The 25004-nt window shown below is 33.6% G+C and carries 21 protein-coding genes; 8 read left to right on the forward strand and 13 right to left on the reverse strand.

The genetic code is table 11. The annotated features are described in order from the left end of the window. Nucleotides 1–654 precede the first annotated feature (654 nt). Nucleotides 655–1413: a helix-turn-helix domain-containing protein gene (locus HNP35_RS13075; protein ID WP_184162636.1), complete on the forward strand. Its 759-nt coding sequence runs from the start codon at nucleotides 655–657 to the stop codon at nucleotides 1411–1413. A 31-nt stretch (nucleotides 1414–1444) separates the two neighbouring features. Next, nucleotides 1445–2608, forward strand: coding sequence for an FAD-dependent oxidoreductase (locus tag HNP35_RS13080; protein WP_184162639.1), 1164 nt, complete (start codon nucleotides 1445–1447; stop codon nucleotides 2606–2608). Between the two features lie 241 nt (nucleotides 2609–2849). On the opposite strand, the gene HNP35_RS13085 is transcribed toward HNP35_RS13080, so the two are convergent. Then, entirely contained in the window at nucleotides 2850–3386 is a 537-nt protein-coding gene (locus HNP35_RS13085) for a hypothetical protein (protein ID WP_184162642.1), read from the reverse strand. Between the two features lie 138 nt (nucleotides 3387–3524). Here HNP35_RS13085 and HNP35_RS13090 point away from each other — a divergent pair, with 138 nt between their 5' ends. Continuing rightward, the gene (locus HNP35_RS13090) at nucleotides 3525–4412 is read left to right on the forward strand and encodes a winged helix-turn-helix domain-containing protein (RefSeq protein ID WP_184162645.1); all 888 of its coding nucleotides are present in this window, start codon (nucleotides 3525–3527) and stop codon (nucleotides 4410–4412) included. A 206-nt stretch (nucleotides 4413–4618) separates the two neighbouring features. On the opposite strand, the gene HNP35_RS13095 is transcribed toward HNP35_RS13090, so the two are convergent. The 5 genes from HNP35_RS13095 to HNP35_RS13115 all read right to left on the reverse strand — a co-directional run bounded on the left by HNP35_RS13095 (nucleotide 4619) and on the right by HNP35_RS13115 (nucleotide 9203). Beyond that, nucleotides 4619–5227 carry a Pr6Pr family membrane protein gene (locus HNP35_RS13095; RefSeq protein WP_184162648.1) on the reverse strand — a complete coding sequence of 203 codons (609 nt, stop codon included), beginning with the start codon at nucleotides 5225–5227 and terminating at the stop codon, nucleotides 4619–4621. Nucleotides 5228–5447: 220 nt separating this feature from the next. Beyond that, nucleotides 5448–5900, reverse strand: coding sequence for an Lrp/AsnC family transcriptional regulator (locus tag HNP35_RS13100; protein ID WP_184162651.1), 453 nt, complete (start codon nucleotides 5898–5900; stop codon nucleotides 5448–5450). A 141-nt stretch (nucleotides 5901–6041) separates the two neighbouring features. Continuing rightward, complete coding sequence (locus tag HNP35_RS13105) at nucleotides 6042–7034, reverse strand: bile acid:sodium symporter family protein (RefSeq protein WP_184162654.1); 993 nt, start codon at nucleotides 7032–7034, stop codon at nucleotides 6042–6044. A 57-nt stretch (nucleotides 7035–7091) separates the two neighbouring features. Further along, nucleotides 7092–8123, reverse strand: a complete 1032-nt coding sequence (locus tag HNP35_RS13110; RefSeq protein WP_184162656.1) for a methionine synthase — start codon at nucleotides 8121–8123, stop codon at nucleotides 7092–7094. A gap of 30 nt (nucleotides 8124–8153) precedes the next feature. After that, nucleotides 8154–9203: a DUF1852 domain-containing protein gene (locus tag HNP35_RS13115; protein WP_221433449.1), complete on the reverse strand. Its 1050-nt coding sequence runs from the start codon at nucleotides 9201–9203 to the stop codon at nucleotides 8154–8156. A gap of 268 nt (nucleotides 9204–9471) precedes the next feature. On the opposite strand from HNP35_RS13115, the gene HNP35_RS13120 reads away from it, so the two are divergent. Next, complete coding sequence (locus HNP35_RS13120; RefSeq protein WP_184162658.1) at nucleotides 9472–10101, forward strand: nitroreductase family protein; 630 nt, start codon at nucleotides 9472–9474, stop codon at nucleotides 10099–10101. Between the two features lie 73 nt (nucleotides 10102–10174). On the opposite strand, the gene HNP35_RS13125 is transcribed toward HNP35_RS13120, so the two are convergent. Both HNP35_RS13125 and HNP35_RS13130 read right to left on the reverse strand, forming a co-directional pair. Beyond that, nucleotides 10175–10960, reverse strand: a complete 786-nt coding sequence (locus tag HNP35_RS13125) for a GLPGLI family protein (protein WP_184162660.1) — start codon at nucleotides 10958–10960, stop codon at nucleotides 10175–10177. A 4-nt stretch (nucleotides 10961–10964) separates the two neighbouring features. Next, nucleotides 10965–13811 carry an outer membrane beta-barrel family protein gene (locus HNP35_RS13130; RefSeq protein WP_221433450.1) on the reverse strand — a complete coding sequence of 949 codons (2847 nt, stop codon included), beginning with the start codon at nucleotides 13809–13811 and terminating at the stop codon, nucleotides 10965–10967. Nucleotides 13812–14209: 398 nt separating this feature from the next. Between HNP35_RS13130 and HNP35_RS13135 the strand changes: the two genes are divergently transcribed. Further along, complete coding sequence (locus tag HNP35_RS13135; RefSeq protein WP_317618018.1) at nucleotides 14210–14359, forward strand: helix-turn-helix domain-containing protein; 150 nt, start codon at nucleotides 14210–14212, stop codon at nucleotides 14357–14359. Between the two features lie 228 nt (nucleotides 14360–14587). Here the strand turns inward: HNP35_RS13135 and HNP35_RS13140 are convergent, their stop codons facing one another. Beyond that, nucleotides 14588–15226, reverse strand: coding sequence for an MEDS domain-containing protein (locus HNP35_RS13140; RefSeq protein WP_184162662.1), 639 nt, complete (start codon nucleotides 15224–15226; stop codon nucleotides 14588–14590). A 170-nt stretch (nucleotides 15227–15396) separates the two neighbouring features. On the opposite strand from HNP35_RS13140, the gene HNP35_RS13145 reads away from it, so the two are divergent. From HNP35_RS13145 to HNP35_RS13155, 3 genes are all read left to right on the forward strand, one after another. Then, nucleotides 15397–17001, forward strand: coding sequence for a class I SAM-dependent methyltransferase (locus HNP35_RS13145; protein ID WP_184162664.1), 1605 nt, complete (start codon nucleotides 15397–15399; stop codon nucleotides 16999–17001). 37 nt (nucleotides 17002–17038) lie between these two features. Further along, entirely contained in the window at nucleotides 17039–17884 is an 846-nt protein-coding gene (locus HNP35_RS13150; protein WP_184162666.1) for a chromate resistance protein ChrB domain-containing protein, read from the forward strand. Nucleotides 17885–17971: 87 nt separating this feature from the next. Continuing rightward, nucleotides 17972–18469: a hypothetical protein gene (locus HNP35_RS13155; protein WP_184162668.1), complete on the forward strand. Its 498-nt coding sequence runs from the start codon at nucleotides 17972–17974 to the stop codon at nucleotides 18467–18469. 357 nt (nucleotides 18470–18826) lie between these two features. On the opposite strand, the gene HNP35_RS13160 is transcribed toward HNP35_RS13155, so the two are convergent. The 4 genes from HNP35_RS13160 to HNP35_RS13175 all read right to left on the reverse strand — a co-directional run bounded on the left by HNP35_RS13160 (nucleotide 18827) and on the right by HNP35_RS13175 (nucleotide 24998). Continuing rightward, the gene (locus HNP35_RS13160) at nucleotides 18827–21202 is read right to left on the reverse strand and encodes an arylsulfatase (RefSeq protein WP_184162670.1); all 2376 of its coding nucleotides are present in this window, start codon (nucleotides 21200–21202) and stop codon (nucleotides 18827–18829) included. Between the two features lie 74 nt (nucleotides 21203–21276). Further along, nucleotides 21277–22824, reverse strand: coding sequence for a DUF1254 domain-containing protein (locus HNP35_RS13165; protein WP_184162671.1), 1548 nt, complete (start codon nucleotides 22822–22824; stop codon nucleotides 21277–21279). A gap of 503 nt (nucleotides 22825–23327) precedes the next feature. Then, nucleotides 23328–23984 (reverse strand): outer membrane beta-barrel protein, encoded by a 657-nt coding sequence (locus HNP35_RS13170; protein ID WP_184162673.1) that lies wholly within the window; start codon nucleotides 23982–23984, stop codon nucleotides 23328–23330. Nucleotides 23985–24467: 483 nt separating this feature from the next. Beyond that, nucleotides 24468–24998, reverse strand: coding sequence for a contact-dependent growth inhibition system immunity protein (locus HNP35_RS13175; RefSeq protein ID WP_184162676.1), 531 nt, complete (start codon nucleotides 24996–24998; stop codon nucleotides 24468–24470). Nucleotides 24999–25004: the final 6 nt, after the last annotated feature.

Here is a 25004-nt window from a genome sequence, read left to right on the forward strand (position 1 = left end):
CTTTAATCTTTAGATTTAAAATAACAGGTGATTCAAAATTTGTTTCTTACTATAAATCACGGGAATGAATTAACATTTTTTAACATTTAACCCTTACGATACATACAATCCGCCTCAAAAGTAATATTTCATATAATTATCTTACAAATTCACTTTAAAATAAGCTAATTTCTTTAAATCGTTCATAAAATGATTTGTAAATTGTGAACTAAACGTCACTTAAGGAGACAACTAGACAATAGTTGTCTCTTTTTTTATACCCTAATATGTAGATATTTCAAGCCTTCACAGCCTAATATTTGAGGTTCGATTTTTTCACAAGAAATTCTTAGTCTGTTTAAAATAAACAGTCTTAAAGTGGCGCTATTAGAGATTTAATCGAAGTTCAACGATGATTCGAAATCCCGTTAAGGATATTGTTTTTTTTTCTCTTTTGGTTTATCTTACTTTTTTGATATTAAATATTGTTGTCCAACTGAGGATCAAATTGATTTATTTCTTAACTATCATTTTGTTCTTATACAATCCCATTTTATTCTAAAAACTTATGTAAAACTATGGGGTCTACATTTAATACTTTTCTATTCTTTTAAATTTTATTTATTAGAATTTTCAAACCGATTTCCTTATTTTTATTACTCAAATAGCTTAGAAATGACTGACAATTTCATAACATATCGAAAAATTGAAGCAGACCAATCGATTGCAGATTTTGTTGAATGCTTTTGGATGGCTGAAAATTCAAGCGGAATTGAAAAAGAAGTTATTGTTATGCCAGATGCTAGTTTTGACCTGGTTCTCTCACAAGATCAGGATGAACCGTTTCAAATTTGCTTACTTGGACTTGGAACATCTTATGATAAAAGAAAAATGGATGGAAATACCAAAATGTACTTTATCAGTTTCAAACTTATTTCGGCTGAATACTTATTTAATAGATCCATCGCAGATCTTATAAATGAATTTGAATTAATGCCCAATAATTTCTGGGGTTTTGAAAAAAATGACTTAACAGATTTTGATACTTTCTGTCTTAAAGCAACTAATATTTTAAAACAATTAATTCCAAAAGACATCGATAACAGAAAGAAAAAACTTTTTGAATTAATTTATGCATCAAATGGTGAAATGTCAGTTGCCGAATTAGCTGAAAAATCTTTTCTGACCAGCAGGCAAATCAATCGTTATTTTAGCAAATATTTTGGAATCTCATTAAAAGCTTATTGTGGATATCTTAGATTCAAGGAATCTTTCGAGCAGATAAAAAATGGAGAGCTTTTTCCTAAACTGGATTTTTCTGATCAGGCACATTTTAGTAGAGAAGTAAAAAAATTATCGGGAGTCAATCCGCGAGAATTGTATAAAAATCAGAATGACCGATTTATTCAAGTTTCTGCTATCCCTGATAAATAATTTTGTGCTGTAAATATTAAAATACAGCATTATGTTATTGAAAGATAAAAAAGTAGCCATCATAGGCGCCGGGCCAGTAGGATTAACAACAGCAAAAATTCTTCAGCAGAAAGGAGTTGATGTAACAATATACGAAAGAGATCTGAATGCCCAATCAAGAGTATCGGGCGGAACGCTTGACATTCATATAACTACTGGACAGATTGCTTTAGAAAAAGCGGGCATGCTTGAAATTTTCTATCAGAGTTCAAGACCTACAGGGGAACGTCAATTAGACATACAGGGAAATATATTGGAAGAAAACTTTCCAACCGAAGAAAACCAGCATGAAAAACCTGAAATTGACAGAAACGATTTTAGACGAATTTTTCTTGAAAATCTGCATCCAGATACAGTAGTTTGGGACTCACAATTGATAGACATTATTAAGAAAAAAGATCAATATCATTTAAATTTTAAAAACGGAACAAAAGCAACTGCCGATTTTGTAATTGTTGCCAATGGAGGCAGCAGTAATGCCAGAAAATTTGTTACCCGTATCGAACCTAAATACACAGGGACATTTATTATACAGGGAGAGGTTTTAGACCCTGTTAAAAGCTGTCCAAATTTTAAAAAACTCTGCGGTAATGAAAATACTGGGACGGGCGCTGAAGGCAAGTTTTTTTATGCTCAAACAAAATCTAAAGGTGCTCTAAATTATTTTATCTCTTTTCGTGCAGATGAAAATTGGGCTGAACAAAACAATATAATTTTTTCCCAGCCAGAGTCTGTAAAAGAATATTTAAACAAAATTACCAAAAACTGGCATCCAACCTTTAAGGAATTATTTGACGCTACAGATAACTTCGCAGGTCTTCCTATGCGAAGAATGCATCTAGACCGTCCTTGGAAAAGCCAAAGCGACATTACATTAATTGGTGATGCTGCACACGTGATGCCTCCATTTGCAGGCATTGGCGTAAATATAGGTTTATTAGATGCTCTGCATTTAAGCACGAATCTTACTGAATGCAATTTTCCAGACACATTATCGGCTGTTAGAGATTATGAGCAAAAAATGTATGTTTACGCTCATGAAGCCCAGCAGCAAACCGCAATGGCTGAAGAAATGATTCATTCTGATGACGAAGAAAATGAAGATGAAAGGAAACGGGCCAAAGAAGAATGGGATAATAAACTGAGAGGCAGGTAATCAACATATAACCCCTACAGGACATACAAACCGCTTTCTAACAAAAATTTAAAATAATTATCATACAAATTCAAGGAAAAATAGGCCAATTTCTTTAAATCATTCATAAAATGGTTTGTAAATTGTTCATTAACCATCACAAAAGCCAAAAGGCGTTAATTGAAAACAATTGACGCCTTTTTTTTTATTTATACTACTGCCGGCTCTTACTATATACCTAAAAAAGTTCACAATTATTTACTCAGCAGCCGCCTTTGCGCGGTACACGTTTATAAATTACTTTATTATCTCGTTCTACATAATCGCCAGATATAATTGGATATAAATACTTGGGCGCGTGCGATACACTTTGGCTTTTTATAATTATTGTATCGTTAACTTTCAAACTTTTTAACTGCTGAAATTCATTACTGCCAGACCTTTCCAATCCAAAACTAAGTATATAATCATGATGATCAATCTTTACCATAATTCCAAAACCTAATCTTGCTCCAGACGGAAGAGAAAGAGAGGTTACAACTCCCATCATATTGGCATTTTCATTAATAGGCTTTCTTATTATAGCTTCACTAGCGTAAACTCTATAACCTGCAGGAGAGGCTTCCCATTTTTTAAACATTATGCCATCGGGAGTAGCCTCCCATTTTTTCTTTTCAGCATTAGAAAGATTTTTAACTGCTGGCTTTTTAGAAATTTCATTTTTAATTTCACGATTAGCAAATACAAATCCGCTTGCCACAATCAAGGATAAGATTAGGACATAAATGATTTTTTTCATGATTTTTACAGTTTTAATTAATAACATTGTTTACTTTCTTTTTAAAGTTTATGCAGCAAAATTACTTTGATATATTTCGGACTAAGAGATAAAAATTGTAAATAAAAATGTAAACTTTGTAAATAAATTATTGACAACATGTATCTTAGTCGAAATCTTATCTCTGGAAAAAGTAAATATCTATTTGTATTGATATTCATCTTGTTTTCTGCTATAATCTACGCAGCCTTCCAGACGGAAGATAATGACGGCTTTGAGTTTGCCAGAAGAGAAATTTTACTTCGAAAAATTGGACATGAATTGCTTTTACAATCAGGTGACAGTACATCAAGAGTATTGCCTGTAAAAAAAATTTCAGAAAATGAATATCAGATTAGGTTTGAGAATGATTTTAGTTTTCAGCCAGATTCATTGGTAAACATTACAAGTCGTTTATTAATCAAAGACCCGTTCGCAAGTTCTTTTATCATTAACGTTTTGAATTGTAACAACTCTAGTGTTGCTTATGGATATATATTATCCAAAAATGAAAAAGATGATATCGTAACCTGCATAGGAAGAAGACAACCCAAAGCCTGTTATAAGATTAACATTAAATTTAAATCAACAGAAATAATTACGACAAATAGCAAGTACCTTCTGGGAAGTCTTTCAATTCTAGCATTCGTTTGTTTTATTCTTCTAAAATCTGTTAAGTCACGAAAAAAAACACTTGATAATCAAAATACTGGCATTTACACTTTAGGATCAGTGTTATTCGATGCAAATAGCCGAAAGCTCACTATTAACGGAAATACAATAGACCTAACTGCTACAGAAACACGTTTACTGCTTATCTTCGCTTCTTCTCCAAACAAAATAGTAGAAAGAAACCGCTTGCAAAAAGAAATCTGGGAAGATGAAGGTGTAATTGTGGGCCGTAGTTTAGATATGTTTATATCAAAGCTTAGGAAAAAACTTGAATCTGATCCAAATATCAATATTGTTGTTGTACGCAGCAAAGGTTATAAACTTGAAATTAACTAGTAGAAAATGTTTTACTAACAAAAGATCTTTCAATACTTTTATTTTTGAAAACTAAATCTATTGAATAAATCGGTTAAGTTTTTTTCATTGCATTTTCCATCAGTTCCCAATAATAGCTGTCTTTATATACCGCTTTAACATTCATCTTCCCTACAAAGAAAGAATAAAAAGTTTCGAGCATAATTATGATCTATTATTAATATTTGCTAAAAATTTGTAAAACGTTTGTTATTCACGAAAATAAGTACTGTCCCAACAATGTAAAACAATAAAGTAATGATTAGTGCATTTAAAATCACCGTGGAATAGCCGTAATGGCTGACTGCCAGAAAAGGATATGGATACCAGTCTGTAATTGCACCGCGAATTAAAGAATAAACCAAATATATAATTGGGAATAAAAGCCAGGATACTCCGTTCTTCCAATTTAATTTCTCCTTTGTATCAAAAAGAAGCCAATACAAGAGATATAAAATAGGTGTAGTTACATGTAACATGTTATCCAGAAATAATTGCCATCCAAGAGGTTTTATCAGCTCACGTAAAATGAGGTTGTAGATAAGTCCTACTATTAAAATATATAAAGCAAGAGCAGTTTGAACAGACCGATTAGAAAAATATACTCCAAGTTTAGTTCTAGGTAAGAATATAGAAAAAGATAAACTTATAGTTACTAACAAATTGCTCAGGATAGTAAAATAACTGATAGTATCAATAAATTTATTTGCTGAAATATAAAATTGAAAAACTATACAAAGCCACGTAAATATGGCTATTGTGACTCCTAATATTTTGTTGTAATTAACATTTTTCATAAAGAATTATTTTAAAATGTGATTATTTAAGGCTCTGTCCGATCTAATCTGTTTTATGTGCAAATTTGTCTGATTATAGCCATCACTAAAAAAAGAGATAACTAAAAATAGTTATCTCTTTTTTTATATACAAATATTATAGATTTTCAAGCCTTTACAGCCTAACTTTTATTACTGCTTTATTTTTTCATCATATTTAAAAAAATAATCCATCGTAGAATTATCCGTAAAGATTTTTTATCTCCGACATCACAAAGGTACTCTGGGTACTCCCTATACTTTCAACTGAGCCTAATTTATTAAATACAAAATCCTGATAATGTTTCATATCTTTAGCAGAGACTTTCATTAAAAAATCGTAATCTCCTGAGATATTATAACATTCCACAACTTCTTCTATTTTCATAATATCACTAACAAACTGATTCCCAATATTACGATCATGCTGTTTCAATTTGATATTACAGAAAACTATGAATCCCCTATTTAATTTTTCTGCATCAAGAAGTGCTATATATTTCTTGATATATCCATTATTTTCTAATCTTTTAATTCGCTCAAAAACAGGTGACGGAGAAAGATTTACCATTTTGGCAAGCTCTTTTACGGTATATTTGGAATTATCGTGAAGTATATTTAATAACTGAAGATCAATATCGTCTATCTGCTCCATAGAATATTTTACTTTAAATTAGGTTTAATTTATTTCTAAATTAGAATAAAATTCTTTAAATACAACTAAAAACAACATAAAAATCTTATTCTAAACAAATTAAAAATATATTAACCTGCATTTACTTTCGTAGAACAAAAATTACACTTCCTTTCGTCTAGCCATGCCCTGAGCAATGATACTGGCGGCAATCAATTGCAAGGCATGATAAAGCATGAGTGGCAGCAATACAATGCCAGTTATGGTACTGTGTTGAAAAAGTACTTTTGACATAACGGTGCCATGTACCAATGACTTTTTAGACCCGCAGAATAAAACCGTAATGCGGTCTTCATCTGAAAAGCCAAACAAACGGCTGAGTAGCCCGACACAAAAGAATACGGCAAAAAACAACGCAATCATCCCAGCAGCGAGTCCAATAAGTTCAAGAGCAGTAAAGCCTTCGAAAAGATGTTCAGAAAATGACTTGCAAAACGACGTATAAATAATCGTTAGAATGATAGCCTGATCGAAATATTTGAGCTGTTTCTTGTATTTTTCGGCAATGGCGCCAAAACGGGAGTTAAGGCTGATACCGATGATGACAGGCAATAAAACTTGAAGAATCAACTTTACAACGATAGTACTGACATCAAAATCTCCTGTTGCAGAAGCTATAAACAATCCAACCCAGAGCGGCGTAACCACCACTCCAATCAAACTGGAAATGCTCGCATTGAAAATGGCTGCGGGAATGTTTCCCTTGGCAATGGAAACCATGACCACCGAAGAGGAAACAGTAGAAGGTAAAGCCGCCAAAAAAAATACACCCAGCCAAAGTAGCTCGAAGCCGTTATTGACAAACAACGGGCGAATTGCCAAAACAATGAGCGGAAAAAACAAAAAGGTAGTCAACTGCACGATAATGTGCATTTTCCAGTTGGCAAGCCCAGATTTTAGTTTCTCAACACTCAGTCGCAAGCCATAGAAGAAAAAAATCAACGAAATACCTGCATTGGCAATCTCTTCCAAGGAAACGGGTTCTTTGACCATGCCTGGCTTTGGCAAAAAATAAGCCATCAGAATCATAGTGGCTATCATTAACAGGAAGCCATCTAAACCTGCTTTTTTTAATAATTCTAATAATTTCTTCAATTTGTTTTAATATTATTCCTCAGTTGAAGCAAGGATTCTTTTATTAATATATTGAGATTAAATTCCAAGTTCTCTACGAATAATTTCTGCTCCTGCGCTTAAAGCATTTAACTTACCGCTGGCTACTTCTCGGGACAAAGGAGCCATACCGCAGTTTGTACTGGGCAAAAGATTTTCTGCATCTACAAACTCAAGAGCTTTACGCAGCGTATCAGCTACTTCTTCAGGTGTTTCGATTGTATTGGTTGCCACATCAATAGCTCCAACCATCACTTTTTTACCACGAACCAGTTCCATTAAATCCAAAGGCACATTGGAGTTATGACATTCTAATGACACCACATCAATTTTAGATTTCTGAATTTTCGGGAAAATCTCTTCGTATTGACGCCACTCTGAACCCAATGTCTTTTTCCAGTCATTATTGGCCTGTATTCCATAACCGTAGCAGATATGTACCGCAGTCTGGCATTTTAAACCTTCAATGGCTTTTTCTAATGCTGCCATTCCCCAATCATTTACTTCATCAAAGAACACATTAAATGCAGGTTCATCAAACTGGATGATATCTACGCCTGCATCCTGCAATTCTCTTGCTTCTTCATTAAGTGCTTTTGCAAATTCCCACGCCAGTTTTTCACGACTTTTGTAATGATCATCGTATAAGGTGTCTACCATTGTCAACGGACCTGGCAATGCCCATTTTATAGGTTTATTAGTCTGTTTACGTAAGAATTTAGCATCTTCAACAAAAACTGCTTTCTGGCGTGCAACATCACCTACAACCATAGGAACACTCGCATCATAACGGTCACGGATTCTCACAGTTTTTCGATTTTCAAAATCTACCCCGGTTAAATGCTCGATAAAAGTCGTTACAAAATGCTGGCGTGTCTGTTCGCCATCACAAATAATATCAAGACCTGCCAATTGCTGTTCCTGCAAAGAAATGCGCAAAGCATCCTGTTTCCCTTCAAGCAATTGTTCTCCTTCTAATTTCCAAGGTGACCAAAGTTTTTCTGGTGGTGCAAGCCAAGCAGGTTTGGGTAAACTTCCAACAATTGAAGTTGGCAATAATAACTTCTTCATAATAGTATAATTTTAATGCGTTGTAATCAATTAAAGGGTAAAATTAGCAGACCACTGCTCAAGAATATCTCTGTAAGGTTTGATGAAATACTCTTCACAATATTTACCTTGTTCAACAGCCAGTCGGCTACGCTCTTCGCGATCGTATTCCACGCGGGTAAGTGAATAATCTTCGTGTTTAAGACTAGGCTGATAAATTTTTGCAGCCACTGAATTGGCATTGTAAATCTCAGGACGGTAAATCTTCTGGAAAGTCTCCATTGTACTTATTGAACTGATTAGTCCAAGATCCGTATAATCAGAAAGCAGGTCTCCAGAGTGGTAGAAAGCCATTGGTGCTACACTATTTGCTGGCATAAAAAAACGAACTTTTAAGCCCATTTTAGCGAAATATTCATCAGTAAGAGAATATTGATCCTGCTGATACTCAAAACCCAGAACTGGGTGCTGATACTCAGTGCGGGTATAAGTTTTGTTGCTCGATACACTCAGGCAAATGATCGGTGACATCTTAAAGTGCTCTTTGTAAGTGTCTGAAGCCACAAAGCATTTATAAAGTTTACCGTGCAGATCACCATAATTTTCAGGAACACAAAAACTAGGTTTATCCTTATTGTAATCGATCAATAAAACGCTGAAATCATAATCTCGTACGTAAGAAGAATAATTATTTCCGGCAACTCCATCAATATACTGGTTAGTTTTACGGTCAAAAATATTCGTTTTTAAAACTTCAATCATCGGCAGATTGTCAACACCATTCTTGTGGTCAATATTTAATGTTACCGTCATAATTTCAAGTTCAACAAGGTAACGATCACCTTTTGGATTATCCAATTGGGCCAATGAATTGAATCGATTGTTAATCATATTTAAGGCATTACGCAAGTTTTGCTGGCGATTCTCTCCTCTAGCCAAGTTGGCAAAATTGGTAGTCAGACGAGTTCCTCCTGTAGGATGATAATTTTCATCTAAACAAGTGCTTTTTAGCGTGAACGCAAAATCATTATTGATTGTATTCTGGGTATTTTCAATATCCTGATTTTTGTTTCTTAAATCTTCTTGTATGTTCGCTTTCATCTGATGGCAAGGTTTAGTTTATTTATCCTGCAAATTTTAAAATAAAAGATTTAATATTTTACAAAACAAAAAAAATCAGATAATTATTCTTTTTTAATACATTTTTAAAGATTATTAATCTTTTTATAAATGTAATAACATGAGAAAACAGATAATTATTCTTTAGAGAACCAAAATATGATCGATTTGAAGTTTCGCATAGCCATTCAAACTTCGAAAAAGAAAACAATATCATTTATATTTGCTGAAATTTAAGATCGAAATAGTAATGAATTTGATAGAAAATCTAAAATGGCGCTACGCAGCCAAAGCTTATTCCAACATTAAAGTAGCAGAAGAAAAAGTTGATCAGATATTAGAGGCTATAAATCTTTCAGCCTCTTCTTGTGGTCTGCAATCTTATCGTGTTTTTGTTGTAAGCAATCCAGAAATCCAAAAGAAATTAGGTGCTGATTCCTATAACAAACAGATTAGCTCTTGCTCTCATTTGTTGGTCTTTGCTGCATTTAACGACATGTGTTCAACTTACATAGACGATTATATGGCAATGACAGAAAAGCAAAGAGGTCTTGACGCTGGTGCCTTATCAGGATTTAGAAATGGATTACATGCCTATTTTGGTGCTATTAATGCAGAGCAAAAAGCTATTTGGGCGTCTAAACAGGCTTATATTGCGCTAGGAACTGCACTTATTGCTGCGGCAGAATTAAAAGTAGACGCCACTCCTATCGAAGGATTTAATGCCGCCAATATCGATGAGGTTTTGGGTTTGAAAGAGAAAGGACTACATTCTACAGTTATCCTCGCTTTAGGATATCGGGATTCAGAAAAAGACTATATGGCAGCTACAAAAAAAGTTCGTTTGCCTATAAATGAAATGGTAACGAAAGTTTATTAATATTTTTAGCTATATTAATTTTTACGCGAAAAAAACTATAAATTATTCATTGTCAAATAGTTTAAACAACTTATTACAAGGAATAGGCAAGTAATGTTTTTTTTGCCCATTTCCCCCAATCTTTTAAAGCTTCTAAAAGTGTTTTGTTTAGTTCTTTATTATTAGTAGGCTTGCCTTTTACTGGAGGAGCTAAATCTTTTTCAGACACAGGAATTTCAGTAACTTTTGTGGCAAACCATGTCATATTTTCATGTGGCATGGCTAAGCCTAAAATTGTTCCAGGTAAGCCTGTAAAAGATTCAGGGCCGCCTGAAAAAGGAATTTGAATTGTGTAATAGGCAACAACATAAAGAGAATCGAGAATTATAGCATTTGCTCTGCGGCATTCATAACCCGCAATTTCTCTAGTTTCATCTGTAATTTTCCAGTCGATTTTGCGTAAACTATCCTTAACTAAATATAAATCATCGTAAATATTTTTTTGGGTAATACTGGTTTGGGTATCCAGATCTGTGGCGATAACATTTTTTAAATTAGCCATTGCGTCATCTGCAATCCAAGCGTTGTTATTTGCCGATTGATTTGTTTCAACCCATTTGTATAAACTCTTGTTTTTCGAAAAACTGAGTGTGCTTTTTACAGTTTTAAATTGTGGATTGTTTTTTTTATAACTTTCAAAAGCAGCCTGATAATAACTATCCGTTTCTCCTTTTATTTTTTTTGTAATCAAAGCATACATATTCGATTTTTTCTCAAATTCGATTACGCCATTTTCTACAAAGTGGTCATTTTGTGCAAAAGTATTGCAGCTTGTTAATACAATTATTAAAATTAAAATGCGATTTAGTATTGTTTTCATGGATTTAGTTTTGTTTAATTTCTCCTCCGCCCATTTTGCTGAAATCCCAGCTTACAGTGAACATAAAATATCTTTGGATAGTCGTGTAAGTACTTTGGCTGATGTTTCCATTGAATGCAGAACGATTAAATCCTACATTTTGGTTCAAAAGATCTCTTCCTGTTATAGAAAGGCTTAAATTATCAGATTTTAAGAATTTCTTGGTGATAGAGGCATTCCAAATAAAACGTTCAAAACTTTCCTGAATCACTTGCGTTTTTCCATTATATTGATAATTACCATCTGTGCTAATTTCAAATTTGAAAGGTAATTGTATGCTGGTCCAGAAATTTCCATTAAAACCCCAACCATCACTATTACTATTTTCGTTAATGCTTGCATTAGCAACATTGTAAGTAGGTCCGAAGCTAGAACTAAAATTATATTTTTTTTCTTTATACTTTGATAAGTTCAAATTAAAGGAATAAGTTGAATTTTTAGTTTGGTTTAGCTGCGTATTGATGAAATTATAATCTACATTTTTACTAGCACTCAAACCAATTCCTGCGTTCATGTCTATGGCTTTGATTGTTTTGCCAAAATTACCGTTCAAATAATAACTTGTTGCGGCTTTGTCTTTCAGATTTACAAATTGAGAAATACTTTCTCCTCTATCATTTGTAATCACATTACTTATTATTGGATTTATGGTAAAATTATATGATCCACTAACCTGAAAATATTGATTGGTGAGCACTTTGTATGAAAAATAACTACCTCTAAGATTATTTCTAAAAGATGGATCTAAATTAGGATTACCCAAAATTGTATTTAATGGATTTTGATTATTTGGTATCGGTTGTATTTGTTCTAATGTTGGCTGATCGGTATTTCCGTTATACGAAAAACGCAATGATTCTCTTTGTTTAAAATTATACTGATAGGTTATCTGAGGCATGTAGTTGATAAAATTTCGCTTAAAAGAACTATCTCTATAAACATCATACTGTTTAAAGTTTACACCACTAAATTTAGAACCAAAAGAAAAAACAGTTTTATTTTTTTTGTAATTAAAAATCGCTCCAATTTGGTTTATCGTTTGGTCTAATTCATAATTATTACTAAAGATGGAATCCAAAACATTATAATCGCCATTTGCAGATTGATTAAAAGATTTACGATCAGATTTTCCGTTACTAATGTTGAATCCATAATTAAGAATTAAAGAGAGACTCTTGGATAACGGTTCGGTATAGATTAAATTTGATTTAAAAGCTATATTGTTAATATTATTGACTTTGTTTTGATCGACTACTTTGGTGCTATCTGGAGTAATTACAGCCGGTGTAAAAAATTCAGCTCTGGAATTTAAGTAACCATCACTTTTGCTATTTGTACTTGATTGGGTTAAATTAAGAGATAATGTTCTCCCTGTTTTTTTAAGCTTTTTGGTCAATAAAGTGTTTATATTAAATACTTTATCATCAACATCGTTTGTGGTTGTCTGTTTCAAATTATTCAATTGGTTACCTTGTTCATCAGTACCCTTTCGCATTTCTGCTTCACTTGAATTACTTTTTTTGAATAATCCGTCTACGTTTAATTTTAAAGTTAAAGTAGTATCAATTTTAATTTCATAAGTTAGATCAAGTTTATTTTTGGTCATGTTTTTCTCAAAATTCTTGTCTGAAGTATTATAAATACTGCTAGAACTTAAATTCTGCTGATTAATATCATTACGATTTCCTGAAAGTTTGATATCGCCAATTTTATAATTTACATTGATAGATTCTTTATCATTGTTCCATTTATTGTCAAAATGTATTCCACCTGTTTTAACTACCGGAATTCCTTCACCATTAAATTGTCCGTCCCAACTATCAAATTCATCATTTCCATTGTTTGTAAAATAAATACCCCCGTCATCAGTTACCTGATAACTGTTTTGTCCATATTTATCTTTATCTCCCCATCCTAAACCTACTTGTCCTGTGTTGCCTAAAATACCATAGGCTGCTAATTTTTTCTTACCCCAAAACTTGTTAAACATGGCTTGACCTTTGTAAAAATTCTCAGTTCCTCCTCCGAGTTCAAGTTTCCCAAAATGACCATTTTTTTTGTCTTCTTTCAGTTTAACATTTAACGTTTTGGTTTTCTGACCATCATCAATTCCTGTAAAAGCAGCTTGATCACTTTTTTTATCAAAGAGCTGTACTTTATCTACCATATCTGCACGTAGATTTTTTGTAACTAAGGTAGGATCATCACCAAAAAATTCTTCACCATCGACCAAAACTTTGGTTACAGTTTCGCCTTGAGCGGTAATTTTTCCATCCTTATCAATTTGTATTCCTGGGAATTGTTTTATCAGATCTTCCACTTTTGCATTAGGTTCTATTTTAAATGCTTTTGGGTCAAATTCTAATGTATCTCCTTTAATTTTCATGGCGGCTCTATTGCCTTTTATAATTATTTCGGATAGTAGTCTTCCTTTATCTTCCAAATTAATTTTACCATAATCTTTGATTAACTTTGTAGAATCAACAGAAAATTGATCTACAAAATCAGCATATTTTGGATAAGAAACCAATAAAATAAATTTACCAGCTTTAACATTATTCAACTCAAAATAACCATTTTCTTTGGCTCGGGTAAATTTCACTAAAATAGAATCTTTTTCTCTTAACAAAGAAACTGATGCTTTCGCTAAAGAAGAATGGTTTATCGTATCTGTTACATATCCTTTAACTGTGCCTGATATTTGCGCCTGTAAAGTATTTGATAAAAAAGAAAGCAGCATAAAACTAGAATTGTCTGTCTCATTAATTGGTTTGTGTTTTTTTTGAAAAGAGGCATTATAGTTCCATTCCATTTGTTAAGAAATAGAAATAATATGCATTTGTTGCGTGATTAGTTTTCTGAGGAAGCAATATTGCTGATTCTAAAGCAGAAATCGAAATAGCATCTTTTGATAAACGTCAGCTGAAGTAAAGCAATTTAATTTTGTGAAAATCATACATTTTTGGGAGGTTTTGATTGATAGCGTTGTGGTTTTTAGTAATATTAATTAATAATTATTACTGTAATAGTTAAAAGTGAACATGATTCAAATGTAAGTAAAAATACTACAATTCAAAAAAAAAGAATTTATTTTATTGTTATGATTAATAATTTAAGTTAAAATGGAATTGATAGCATATAAAACTACAAGCTAAAGTCGTTTTAGTGGCAATATGTAAAAGTTTAATTAAGTATAAGCTGTAAGGGACAATATTAAAAAAAAACAAAACTGCAAAAGAAATTGCCTACGAACTCGGCTATGATGATGAATATTATTTTAGTAGAGTTTTTAAAGGTAAAACGGATATTTCTCCACAACTTTACAGAGATACAATCGGTTTTAATAGAGGTGCATCTTAAAAAATAAATCTTTCTAGCAAACCATATTTTTACATTAAAAACATTTCAAGTTTATGGAATTTGGAGAAGAACAACACATTTTCAGGTAAACGCTACATAGATAACCTGTGGTTTCAACCACAGGCTATGTTTGAAAATAATGACGTAACAAAAATGAGTTTTTATGCATGAGCAGAACGCTCACATCAGCTAAAGGAATTATTCGTTAATCTAAAAATAATGACAATCTTAAGATTTAATACTTTCGGACAAATAACCTGAAACATCCGAAATCAATTGATGAGGCTCAACATAAAGTGAATTTTTGCTAATCTTTCCATCTTTAATTATGTAAGGATGCGTAAGCAAAATATCTCTAATGGTACTTTCGCTAAAACTATTGATATCATACATGCAGATCAGCGAACAGGAATGTTGAGGCGTTAGCAGATTCAAACTCGCCTCATATTCTAAAAGTTCATCGGTTCCTGGCAGGTTTTTAAGAGCCCATACCATATCTCCGCAAGCTCTCACGCTTTCGTAACCTGCTCTTGAAGCGGATAATAAAGTTTGTTCGAGCATTTTATACATTTTTTCAGCAGCAAACTCACCATCTTTAATATAAGTGTTTTCAGAAGCAAGTACTTCCAATTGTCCAGTTGAAAGTTTTTCAGCAATAGATATTCCATTCTCAGCCAAGCAGCGACAATGTTCACCGTGACGGCTTCCCTCAAGAATATTAATGACTTTATCATTAGTTTCCAGACCCTCCAAGATATAAGGAATTATTACCTCATATTGCTGTTCTCTGGAATCGAAAAAACCACAAATATGCATTGGAGCCGATAATGTCTCTCCACAGACTGTAAATGATGTTTGCTTGTTCATACATCAAATATACACAATACTTCTCTTAAAGATATTTATAACATCGAAATTTTACTAAAGATATTCCATTCGCTGGAAAGCGAAGAATTTTATTTCATATTGGAACAAATTTGAAATATCACTAGTTCAAAAAAAATCACTATTTTTAAAGTAACCATCATTTTTGTACTATGACCGATAAATCACAACTTCTTAGTTCCATATTCAGGCATCTTGACGGTTTAGTTACTGCTCCCGTTGCCATTGCACTAAAGAAAAAATCAGTTTTAGAATATATTTTAGAGAAAGAACAGCTGTCATTATCAGAACTTACAAATGTTTTTAAAGCCAATGAAGGTTATCTAAATATTGGTTTACGACTTTTGGCTTCACAAGGTTTTCTGGAATATGAAGTCAATAATCAAACACAGGAAATTACGATTGCTATAAACGAAAAGACCAAAACCGCTTTTTCGTTGTTTTATCTTTACGAAGATGTTGTTGATCTGTTGCAATTATCGACACAGTTTCATCCGCGTCAGTTTGATGATGAACCTTTTGAAAAGCTCAATCTTATTTTTGAAAAGTATAAAAAGGGATACGGAATTACGCTTTCTGATGATTCTTTGACTAATAACATTCAGAATCAGATTTTAAAGCATATTGAAGGTTATTTAATTGGTCCAACCATTGTTCGTCTGGCTATGAACGGAATGTTTCATAAATATTTTATGGAAACGTCTTTCCGTCCGGAAGAGTTTCATAAATCGCCTGAAAATTTTAAAAAGATTCTGGATTTCTTTGTGCATTTGGGATGGTTTTTAGAAAAAAATGGCAATTATCAGTTTACAGAAGCGGGTTTGTTTTTTGCCAAAAGAGCCAGTGCCTACGGTGTTACTGTTTCGTATCTGCCAACATTTGCTAAAATGGACGATTTGCTTTTTGGTAATCCCGATGTTTTGCGAACTAATGAAGGTGAAAATGAAATTCATGTTGACCGCGAAATGAATGTATGGGGAAGCGGAGGCGCGCACGATACTTATTTTAAAGTTGTCGATGAAATTCTCATCAAACTTTTCAATCTCCCAATTGAAGAACAGCCAAAAGGAATTCTGGATATGGGATGTGGAAACGGCGCTTTTTTACAGCATGTTTTTGAAGTAATTGACCGACAGACCTTACGCGGTAAAATGCTCGACGAATATCCGTTATTTCTAGTCGGTGCCGATTATAATCAAACGGCATTAAAAGTGACGAGAGCGAATTTGATAAAAGCTGATATTTGGGCAAAAGTAATTTGGGGCGATATCGGCCGTCCAGATATTCTTTCGAATGATTTAAAAGAAAATTATAATATCGATTTAAAAGATCTTTTGAACGTAAGAACTTTTCTCGACCATAACCGAATCTGGGCAGAACCTCAGCAAATTAACAAAGACAGAGTGAGTACCTCAACAGGTGCATTTGCTTACAGAGGAAAGAGAATTAGTAACAATTTGGTCGAAGATAATTTATTGGAACATTTACAACGATGGTCGCCTTATGTGCGTAAATTTGGTTTACTCTTAATCGAATTGCATACCATAAATCCGAAACTTACGGCTCAAAATATTGGAAAAACTCCTGCAATAGCTTATGATGCCACGCATGGTTTTTCGGATCAATATATTGTTGAAATTGATGTTTTTAATCAAATCGCTGCCGAAGCAGGATTGTTTCCGGATAAAACCTTTTTTAAGCGATTTCCCGATGCTGAGACCGCAACAGTAAGTATTAATTTATTGAAAGGAAAATAATTAATGTATTTTAGTGGTCTTAAAAAACGATTCCATAATGAAATGGATTACCCGAGAAAGACCAAAAATAGACCGAATAGCCTGTCCGTGGCTGATAAAAAAATTTGTAGATACTGAGGCAGCATTTATTTATGTCCCTTACGAACAAGTTTTAGAAAAAGCAAAAGAATTTGATGCTATTCCTTTTGATATTCCTGAAGTCGAATACACGCATTACCAAGATCAATGTACATTTGACTATATCATAAAAAAGCATGAAATAAATGATCCTGCCGTAACCATTATCGCTGCTATTGTACGCGGAGCCGATACCGACCGCCACGAAATCGCAAAAGAAGCTGCCGGACTTTGGGCTATTTCAGCCGGACTTTCGTACAATATTACCAATGATTATAAACTCTTAGAAACGGGAATGTTTCTTTATGATGCACTTTACAGTTGGGCAACGCATTTGTACACTCAGAAACATCTTCAAAATAATCCTTTTGAGAATTTGCTGCATGAAGTGTACAGCAAACTTCTCAAAGACAAAAAAAATACAGGCAAAACACCTTCATGGGTAAAGGATTTAAAGGAAATCATCCAAGATCAGATTGATGCTCAGTTTGCTTTTGATTTAAAGAAAATTTCTACCGAACTTGATCTTAATCCCTCCTATTTATCCCGGGAATTCTCTAAACATTTTGAAGATTTAAATTTTGGAGAATATGTTCGAAAACAACGAATTGAAAAAGCGATAAACCTTATAGAAAATTCTTCGTACACGTTAACAGAAATTGCTTATATGACAGGTTTTTCAGATCAGAGTCACTTTACGAGAATTTTCAAGGCACATACAGGAAATAATCCTTCTTCTTATCGCAGAAAAATTCGCAAAAAGTAATCTCCGTACCAAAACGTAAAAAGTGTTCTATTTATCAGGAAACATTGGGTTTTAAATTTGTTTTTATAAATAATAAAATCAAAATCCATGTTTTTTAGATGTACATTTCTTTTTACATTATTGCTTTTTAGCTTGCCTTCTTTTTCTCAAACTACGTATCCAAAAATTACGGGTTATTTTGGTATAATGCATCCCATTGTAACTTTTAGCCGAGATGAAACTGCTGTAAATTTTAGAGATTACTATGCAGTGTCATTTCCAACGGGAATTAATATTTGGAAAAGCAGTAAAATAGGTTTTTCTCTTGAAATTGTTCCCAACATTAAAGACGATAACGGATCGAGCAAAACCACAAGCCTCTTATTTCATCCTGGTGTTCTTGTTGCTTTAGGAAAAGGTTACAGTTTTGCCGGACGACTCGCTTTTGATAGTAATGGCCGATACGGATTTACGCCTGTTTTTAATAAAACCCTAATCAAAACTAACAGTGTGAGTTATTATGCCGCTGTCCCGCTTCCTGTACGTTTTGGAAACGATCATCCAGCTTCTTTTACAGCGGGAATTCAGTTCGGAATTGCCTTTTAAATATAAAATTAGAAAACCTCTGAAATCAAATAATCGCAGAGGTTTTCAACTTACTAATTCAAAATATTTAATTGTAATTAACTCTTGTTTTTTTAGGGTTTTAAGTTCAACTCCAATTTCCGTACTTCCGTAGTATTTCAGATAAATACTCTTACCTTCTTTGATGGCTTTCCATCATTTGAATGTTATGGATTTCTATTGACCTGATTTACGCAACCTAAAATTTCAATAAAGATCAGTCTGTGTGTTTATTCTTATTTTTAAGATAATAGAGAATTAACTTTTATCTATTAAAGAGCTACTTCAAATAACAATAATCAACAACCACATATTTTTAGAGGTTTTTAAAGATCTATATTACTTTAGTTCATAAGTTACTTTTTCGATCTTACCTGTAAAAGCGAACGGCAGCTTATAATTAAAATCTACTGCAGAACCAATGTCCATTCCTACATCAAGACCTTCACCAAGTGATATTTGTGCAGGAATAGTTCGGTCAAGATGCCCCTGTGCTACTTGAGAACCGTTTACTGACAAACTTACTGTCGCACCTTTGCCTACCTCATTTTCTTTGCCTTCATATTTAAAGTTGACCAATAATTTTACTTTGCCTTTTGGCAGAGCATCTTTTCCTGAAATAGTTGGTCGTTCCAATGCCAGATTATTGTAGACAAAACTTGGTTTGCCATTTTGTATATATAAGCCATAACCGCCCACTATTCCGCCTTGGGTAACAATCATACCTTCTGCGCCATTTTCAGGCACTTCGATATCAGCTGTAATCGACCATGATTTATTCAATAGGCGTGGACATGCAGCATCTGGCAATGCTACTTGTCCAGGATAATAAGTCAGTTCTTTTTGATTGCCTCCAAGAGACGGTCTGCCCATCAATTCACTATTAAATCGCTCTGTAACTCTCCAGTCTAAAGGCAATACATTATATTTTGAAGCCTCTACCCACCACATATCCTGCAACTGTCTTAGCATTTGGGGATTTTTAGCTGCCAAATCATTAGCTTGGCTAAAATCTTCATCTACTTTATAAAGTTCCCATTTCTGTTTATCAGGATCAAAACCAGCTCTGTTAGGATTCCATGGCACAAAAGACATTGCTGAAGCCATCCATCCATCATGATATATCCCTCGATTACAGCCAAGTTCAAAATACTGAGTACTGTGTTTTTCTTTTGCTTTTGCATCGCTAAATGTATAAGCAAAACTAACTCCCTCAATCGGTTTCTGTGTGATGCCATTTACGGATTCAGGTGCCTGAATTCCAATCATTTCATAAATGGTAGGCACAATATCTATAGTATGCGTAAACTGGCTGCGAATACCGCCTTTATCTTTAATCTTGGCAGGCCATGAAACAATCATTGGATTTCGGGTTCCTCCAAAATGACTTGCTACCTGTTTAGTCCATTGGAATGGTGTATTCATAGCCCAAGCCCATTCTGCAGTAAAGTGGTTAAAATGTTTAGGTCCGCCCAGCTCATCAATCTCTTTAATATTATCCTGCCATTTTTCAGAAATTCCATTAAAAAACAAGTTTTCATTCACTGAACCTTCGATACCTCCTTCGGCACTGGAACCATTATCTCCAGCGATATAAATAATAATTGTATTATCAGCATCAGGCATTTGTTTTATAGCATCAACGATACGTCCCATTTCATAATCACAATGAGCACCATAACCTGCAAATACCTCCATCATGTGTGAATACAATCTTTTTTGGTCGGCATTAAGCGAACTCCACGCCGGCAGGCTTTCTGGTCTCGGAGTAAGTTTAGTATCGGCAGGGATTACACCCAATTTTTTCTGACGTTCAAAAGTTTCCTGTCTATAAGCATCCCAGCCCATATCAAATTTACCTTTAAACTTGTCAATCCATTCTTTAGGTGCATGATGAGGCGAATGTGTTGCTCCAGGTGCTACATATAAAAAATAAGGTTTGTCCGGAGCAATCGATTTTACTTTTCTCACCAATGAAATAGCATGATCTGCAAGATCAATTGTCATATGATAATTTGGGTCTGTTGATGCCGGAACAAGATTACGGTTCTCAAACAATACTGGATTCCAATGGTTCATATCTCCTGCATTAAATCCGTAGAAATAATCAAAACCAAGCCCATTTGCCCAATGGTCAAAAGGTCCAGCCTGACTGGTTTCCCATGGTGGCGTATTATGATTTTTTCCAATCCATGCGGTCATATAACCATTCTGACTTAAAACTTCGCCTATGGTAGCACAATTTTTGGGCAGCACACAAGTATATCCATCATATCCAGTTGCAATTTCAGTAATCACTCCAAAAGATGCCGAATGATGATTACGACCCGTAATAAGCGCCGCGCGTGTCGGACTGCATAATGCTGTCGTATGAAACTTATTATAACGAAGTCCTTCGGCAGCTAGCTTATCCATAGTTGGAGAAGTAATACCTCCTCCAAAAGTACTAAACTGGCCAAAGCCTGCATCATCCAAGAGAATTAACACTACGTTTGGCGCTCCTTTAGGCGCTTTAACAGGCTGCGGAAACTGTGGTGGATCTGAATCCATATAGGTACGTCCTTTGTGTCCTGTAAAATTAAAATCAGGTGGTGGCAAGTGTATACTTTCCCCAGCTGCCTTAGACGGTACTTCTTCTTTCTTTTTGTCCTGTCCCGATAAAGTTATAGAAAACAAGAAACAACTTAATGCAATAATTTTGTACGTATGCTTCATGGTATAAATTATTTAATAACAAAATTGTTTTTACTGAATTTCTTTGAATTAAAATTCCCTCAGTATAGTAAGAATCATTTAATTTTCTTCACATCATCGGGTTGCCAGCTTTGATCAAAAAATGCTTTCTTAGGTCCGTATAAACGAATATTTACAAAGAATCCTTTATCTGTTACAGTTTTTATCCAGTTTTTGCCTTCGCCCGGAGATTCTGGTCCAAAGTAGAAATCATAAGTTCCGTCTTTATTCACTACAGGATTATCCATACTATTGATCGATGGGAAAGGCTGTCCGTTATCTAATCCCGAAGCGCTTATCGGCTCATACAGCGTAACAGACCAAAACAATGCTGCCGGAACATCTTTTGGCAGATGTAACACATAACTGCTCGCTCCGCTGAAAAAATTACCATCAGAATCACGAAAAGCAGAAGGATATTTTGCGCCAACATTTTCCATACTTAATGCCATTGCCGGACTAGTAGAATACGCTGCCGCAAAAAAGCTTATTCTTGGATTGATATAATTATAAGTGTCTGCTGTAAAAGTTTCGTTTACAGGAAAAGCATTCAGCCATTGTTTGTCTTTATAATATCGCGTTCCTTCAACATAGTTTGGAAGATCATAACCAATCATTTTACCCATTTTAAAGGCAGTTTTTGCGGCTTTATCCAAAATGTCTTTTGTTCGTGCATCCGGTTTAAAAGGTTTTCCTTTTTCAATACCAATTGACTGTAAGACACCACGCATTTCCATATCAACAGGATTAACGTATTCGCTATTAATAAAACGGGAAAGCAATTCGAAAGCTTTACCATCCTGAGGAAACAGCATATTATGCGAACCGGCAGAACCATCAGGAAACTGCATTGGTTTGGCCTGATCTTTTTTTCCTAACGGATAAATAACTGTTTTTTCCATTACCGCCACCGGTGCTGTCAACTCTTTCGGATTTTTGAAAAAACCTCTCCAAAAAACAAATACACCGTAAGTACCAGAACGATACGTATAATAACCAGATGGAATAGTTCCTTTATAATCTGGTGGAAGAAGAAGATACTTCCCTCCTTTTCCCTTATCTGGTCCAGGCAAACCAACATCTGCTCTCCATTTTTTACCTTCAATCAAACCTTCAGATACAAGTGGTCTTTGCCAGAAATCGTCTAATATTCCCTGCAATCCTTCAGGCGCTTCAATAACCATTGGGCCATCTTCTTTTAAATTGAGATAACCTAATGCATAAATAACATCGGAATTTGGTGTGGTAATTAATGTTTTGGCATTTAACCTTTCTTTCCAGATCGGCAGAATATTATAGCCTTTGCCAAAATCTCTTTCTGAACCTTCTTTCATTGCAAACATATTCATCGCAGGCAATGCCCATAGATAGGCCTGTGTCGCACGTTGAAACAAAAGCTCATCTTTCAATTCCTGAATACCTTCTTCACTCGGATAACCGTTAGTGAGCGTCATATTAGCTAATTCATCGTATCTGGAGCTAGATCCGTTTTTATTTGTTTCTTTAGTATTTCCTTGCGAAGTACTATCTTTAGTTTGATTGCAAGCTGATAGAATAAATACTAATGACAGTAATTTAATTAATAATAGAAGATTTTTTTTCATGTTTTATTTTTTTAAGAAAAGTCCTCTGGCATTTGTTGCAATACCAAACAAAAAAACTGATTATTAACACATTACAAATTTAACTCTTATCAAAAATTAACGATATTTGTCAAGAACATAAACTGGTTGCATTTTATAATTTGCAACAATTTTGACAAAAATCTACATTCTAAAAGTTACGAAATAACTAAAATTATATTCGAATAAAATATTTGGAAATTGAATCTAAACTGATTTCATTTTAATTATTACGATAACTTCAATAAATTGAAAGATTCTTGTCCCTTGACATTTTCTAACATTTTACTCCTTACAAAGAAATAGCATCAGGTCATCATTAAAATTGAAACATCTGTGTGGTTCTTATATCGTATTAAACCTTTATAAGAAAGACAGATATAAAAATATCTGCCTTTTTATCGAAATAATAAACAATATAATATTTGAGTTAAAAGCCCTAAAAAAAAAAATTTAGCTTTCTATGAACTTAATGCCCTCTAGGATTATTTACTAAAATTATAACTTAGTGAAACGCCCAGACCGAATTGAAATGTAGACGCGTAATCAGTAACTGCAACTGGTCCCCAGTAATAATCCCAATAATAATCGTACCCAACTGCTGCCGACATAGACTGCAAATAAGCCTGAAGATTAATTGACAATGGCGAATTGGTTTTTACTTTTACACCTCCTTTTACCTCCCAAGCAAAATAAGTTCCGTTGCCACTCCTTGGCGTTTCAAGTATCCCTATCCCCGCGCCCGCGCCAAGAAAAGGAAGCGCCTTCTGAGAACTTGAACCAAAATAATATGTGTAATCTAATAATAGGTAATTAATTGCACCTTTATCGTCACCAGCATTAAGCTGAGTTCCAGCAGGAATGGGGTTACCTTCATTAGGTATAAGAACTTTTGTATACAATGGCATGTTTGTATCAAGTCTGTTATATTTTAATTCTATTGAAGCATTATCCATTATAAAATATTCCAAACCTATTCCGTACTCAAAACCATCTTCTACTCTAGCGTAAGAAGAATCGAAATCTACTCTGTCGGAAAAAGTATAACCTCCGTACAGATTAAGCAAAAATGACTGGCTGCTTTGCGCCGACGCTGCCAGCGAAAACAAAAAAGAGACTAATAATAAATAATACTTTTTCATAATTGTTGGTTTTAATTTGTAATAAATGAGTTTACTATTGCGAAGCCTGACTGTTTAAACGAAAATTTGATTAGGATTTTCAATTACAAGCTTATTAGTCTCCAAAGTTATTTTACAAAAATGATTCTCTGGTAAAATGAGAGGTCAATTAGGTTTCATATTATAAAATGAAACCATATTATGCCGTATTTCTAAAAAATTGCGTGCAACTCATTAGAAAATAGTTCCTTAGAAATACCTATTTCAAAACTTTATAAAATAGTATTAGGTTGGTCAAACTACTTCGCTTAAAAAACAACACAAAAAAAGCATTGAAAATCAACTATATGTTAACATTCAATGCCTAATTATAAATAACAATAAAACTTATCTATTTCTTCCTTTCGCTGGCGCAAGCGTCATAATCGTGAAAGTATGTTTTGAATTGGAAATATATTTTCGATAACCGTCCCTAATAATAATTTAAATTGATTTTCTACATTCTTAACTACATTTTTTCAATGCAGATTTTAACGCTTTTCCAATTGATTCGAAATCTTCATTATTTGCAATTACGATTTCTTCTCCACTTAAGAAATTATATCCTTTTCGATTGCCAGCTGTCCCTCCGTTAATTGTCGGAGAGAATGTAATTTGATTATTTTGACGCTTAACATGTACATAAAGCGAATCTTTCATTTGAGCTTTTATAGATCTTAATCCTGTACTTTTTTTATAATACTCTTCATTTTCTTTTCTCTCTTGATTCGTAAATTTCTTTATGGTTTTAGATAAATCAAGATGTTTGAGAATTGTTTTACCAATTTCAGAATCTGATGAATTAGTTTCTAATATTGTAATTTCTTTTGATCTTGTAGAATAGGAGTTAATTATTGTATAATATGTTTCAAAGAAAATTCTATCAGAATATTGTACTACACTAATTGTTGGAATAAATGGCAACTTTTTTTGTTTTAAACGGTTAACCACCAACCCACAAAGCTGATCTACAAATTTATATAGATGAACAATCATAGTAGA

The organism is Flavobacterium notoginsengisoli, from assembly GCF_014207905.1.
GTDB lineage: Bacteria > Bacteroidota > Bacteroidia > Flavobacteriales > Flavobacteriaceae > Flavobacterium > Flavobacterium notoginsengisoli_A.

Bases quoted from the DNA above. Each gene is read 5' to 3' on its own strand.
- HNP35_RS13085 (WP_184162642.1), bottom strand. From the start codon at position 3,386: ATGAAAAAAATCATTTATGTCCTAATCTTATCCTTGATTGTGGCAAGC.
- HNP35_RS13090 (WP_184162645.1), top strand. From the start codon at position 3,525: ATGTATCTTAGTCGAAATCTTATCTCTGGAAAAAGTAAATATCTATTT.
- HNP35_RS13095 (WP_184162648.1), bottom strand. From the start codon at position 5,227: ATGAAAAATGTTAATTACAACAAAATATTAGGAGTCACAATAGCCATA.
- HNP35_RS13165 (WP_184162671.1), bottom strand. From the start codon at position 22,824: ATGAAAAAAAATCTTCTATTATTAATTAAATTACTGTCATTAGTATTT.
- HNP35_RS13130 (WP_221433450.1), bottom strand. From the start codon at position 13,811: ATGGAATGGAACTATAATGCCTCTTTTCAAAAAAAACACAAACCAATT.
- HNP35_RS13175 (WP_184162676.1), bottom strand. From the start codon at position 24,998: ATGATTGTTCATCTATATAAATTTGTAGATCAGCTTTGTGGGTTGGTG.
- HNP35_RS13080 (WP_184162639.1), top strand. From the start codon at position 1,445: ATGTTATTGAAAGATAAAAAAGTAGCCATCATAGGCGCCGGGCCAGTA.
- HNP35_RS13075 (WP_184162636.1), top strand. From the start codon at position 655: ATGACTGACAATTTCATAACATATCGAAAAATTGAAGCAGACCAATCG.
- HNP35_RS13140 (WP_184162662.1), bottom strand. From the start codon at position 15,226: ATGAACAAGCAAACATCATTTACAGTCTGTGGAGAGACATTATCGGCT.
- HNP35_RS13125 (WP_184162660.1), bottom strand. From the start codon at position 10,960: ATGAAAACAATACTAAATCGCATTTTAATTTTAATAATTGTATTAACA.
- HNP35_RS13120 (WP_184162658.1), top strand. From the start codon at position 9,472: ATGAATTTGATAGAAAATCTAAAATGGCGCTACGCAGCCAAAGCTTAT.
- HNP35_RS13160 (WP_184162670.1), bottom strand. From the start codon at position 21,202: ATGAAGCATACGTACAAAATTATTGCATTAAGTTGTTTCTTGTTTTCT.
- HNP35_RS13155 (WP_184162668.1), top strand. From the start codon at position 17,972: ATGTTTTTTAGATGTACATTTCTTTTTACATTATTGCTTTTTAGCTTG.
- HNP35_RS13110 (WP_184162656.1), bottom strand. From the start codon at position 8,123: ATGAAGAAGTTATTATTGCCAACTTCAATTGTTGGAAGTTTACCCAAA.
- HNP35_RS13150 (WP_184162666.1), top strand. From the start codon at position 17,039: ATGAAATGGATTACCCGAGAAAGACCAAAAATAGACCGAATAGCCTGT.
- HNP35_RS13115 (WP_221433449.1), bottom strand. From the start codon at position 9,203: ATGAAAGCGAACATACAAGAAGATTTAAGAAACAAAAATCAGGATATT.
- HNP35_RS13170 (WP_184162673.1), bottom strand. From the start codon at position 23,984: ATGAAAAAGTATTATTTATTATTAGTCTCTTTTTTGTTTTCGCTGGCA.
- HNP35_RS13145 (WP_184162664.1), top strand. From the start codon at position 15,397: ATGACCGATAAATCACAACTTCTTAGTTCCATATTCAGGCATCTTGAC.
- HNP35_RS13100 (WP_184162651.1), bottom strand. From the start codon at position 5,900: ATGGAGCAGATAGACGATATTGATCTTCAGTTATTAAATATACTTCAC.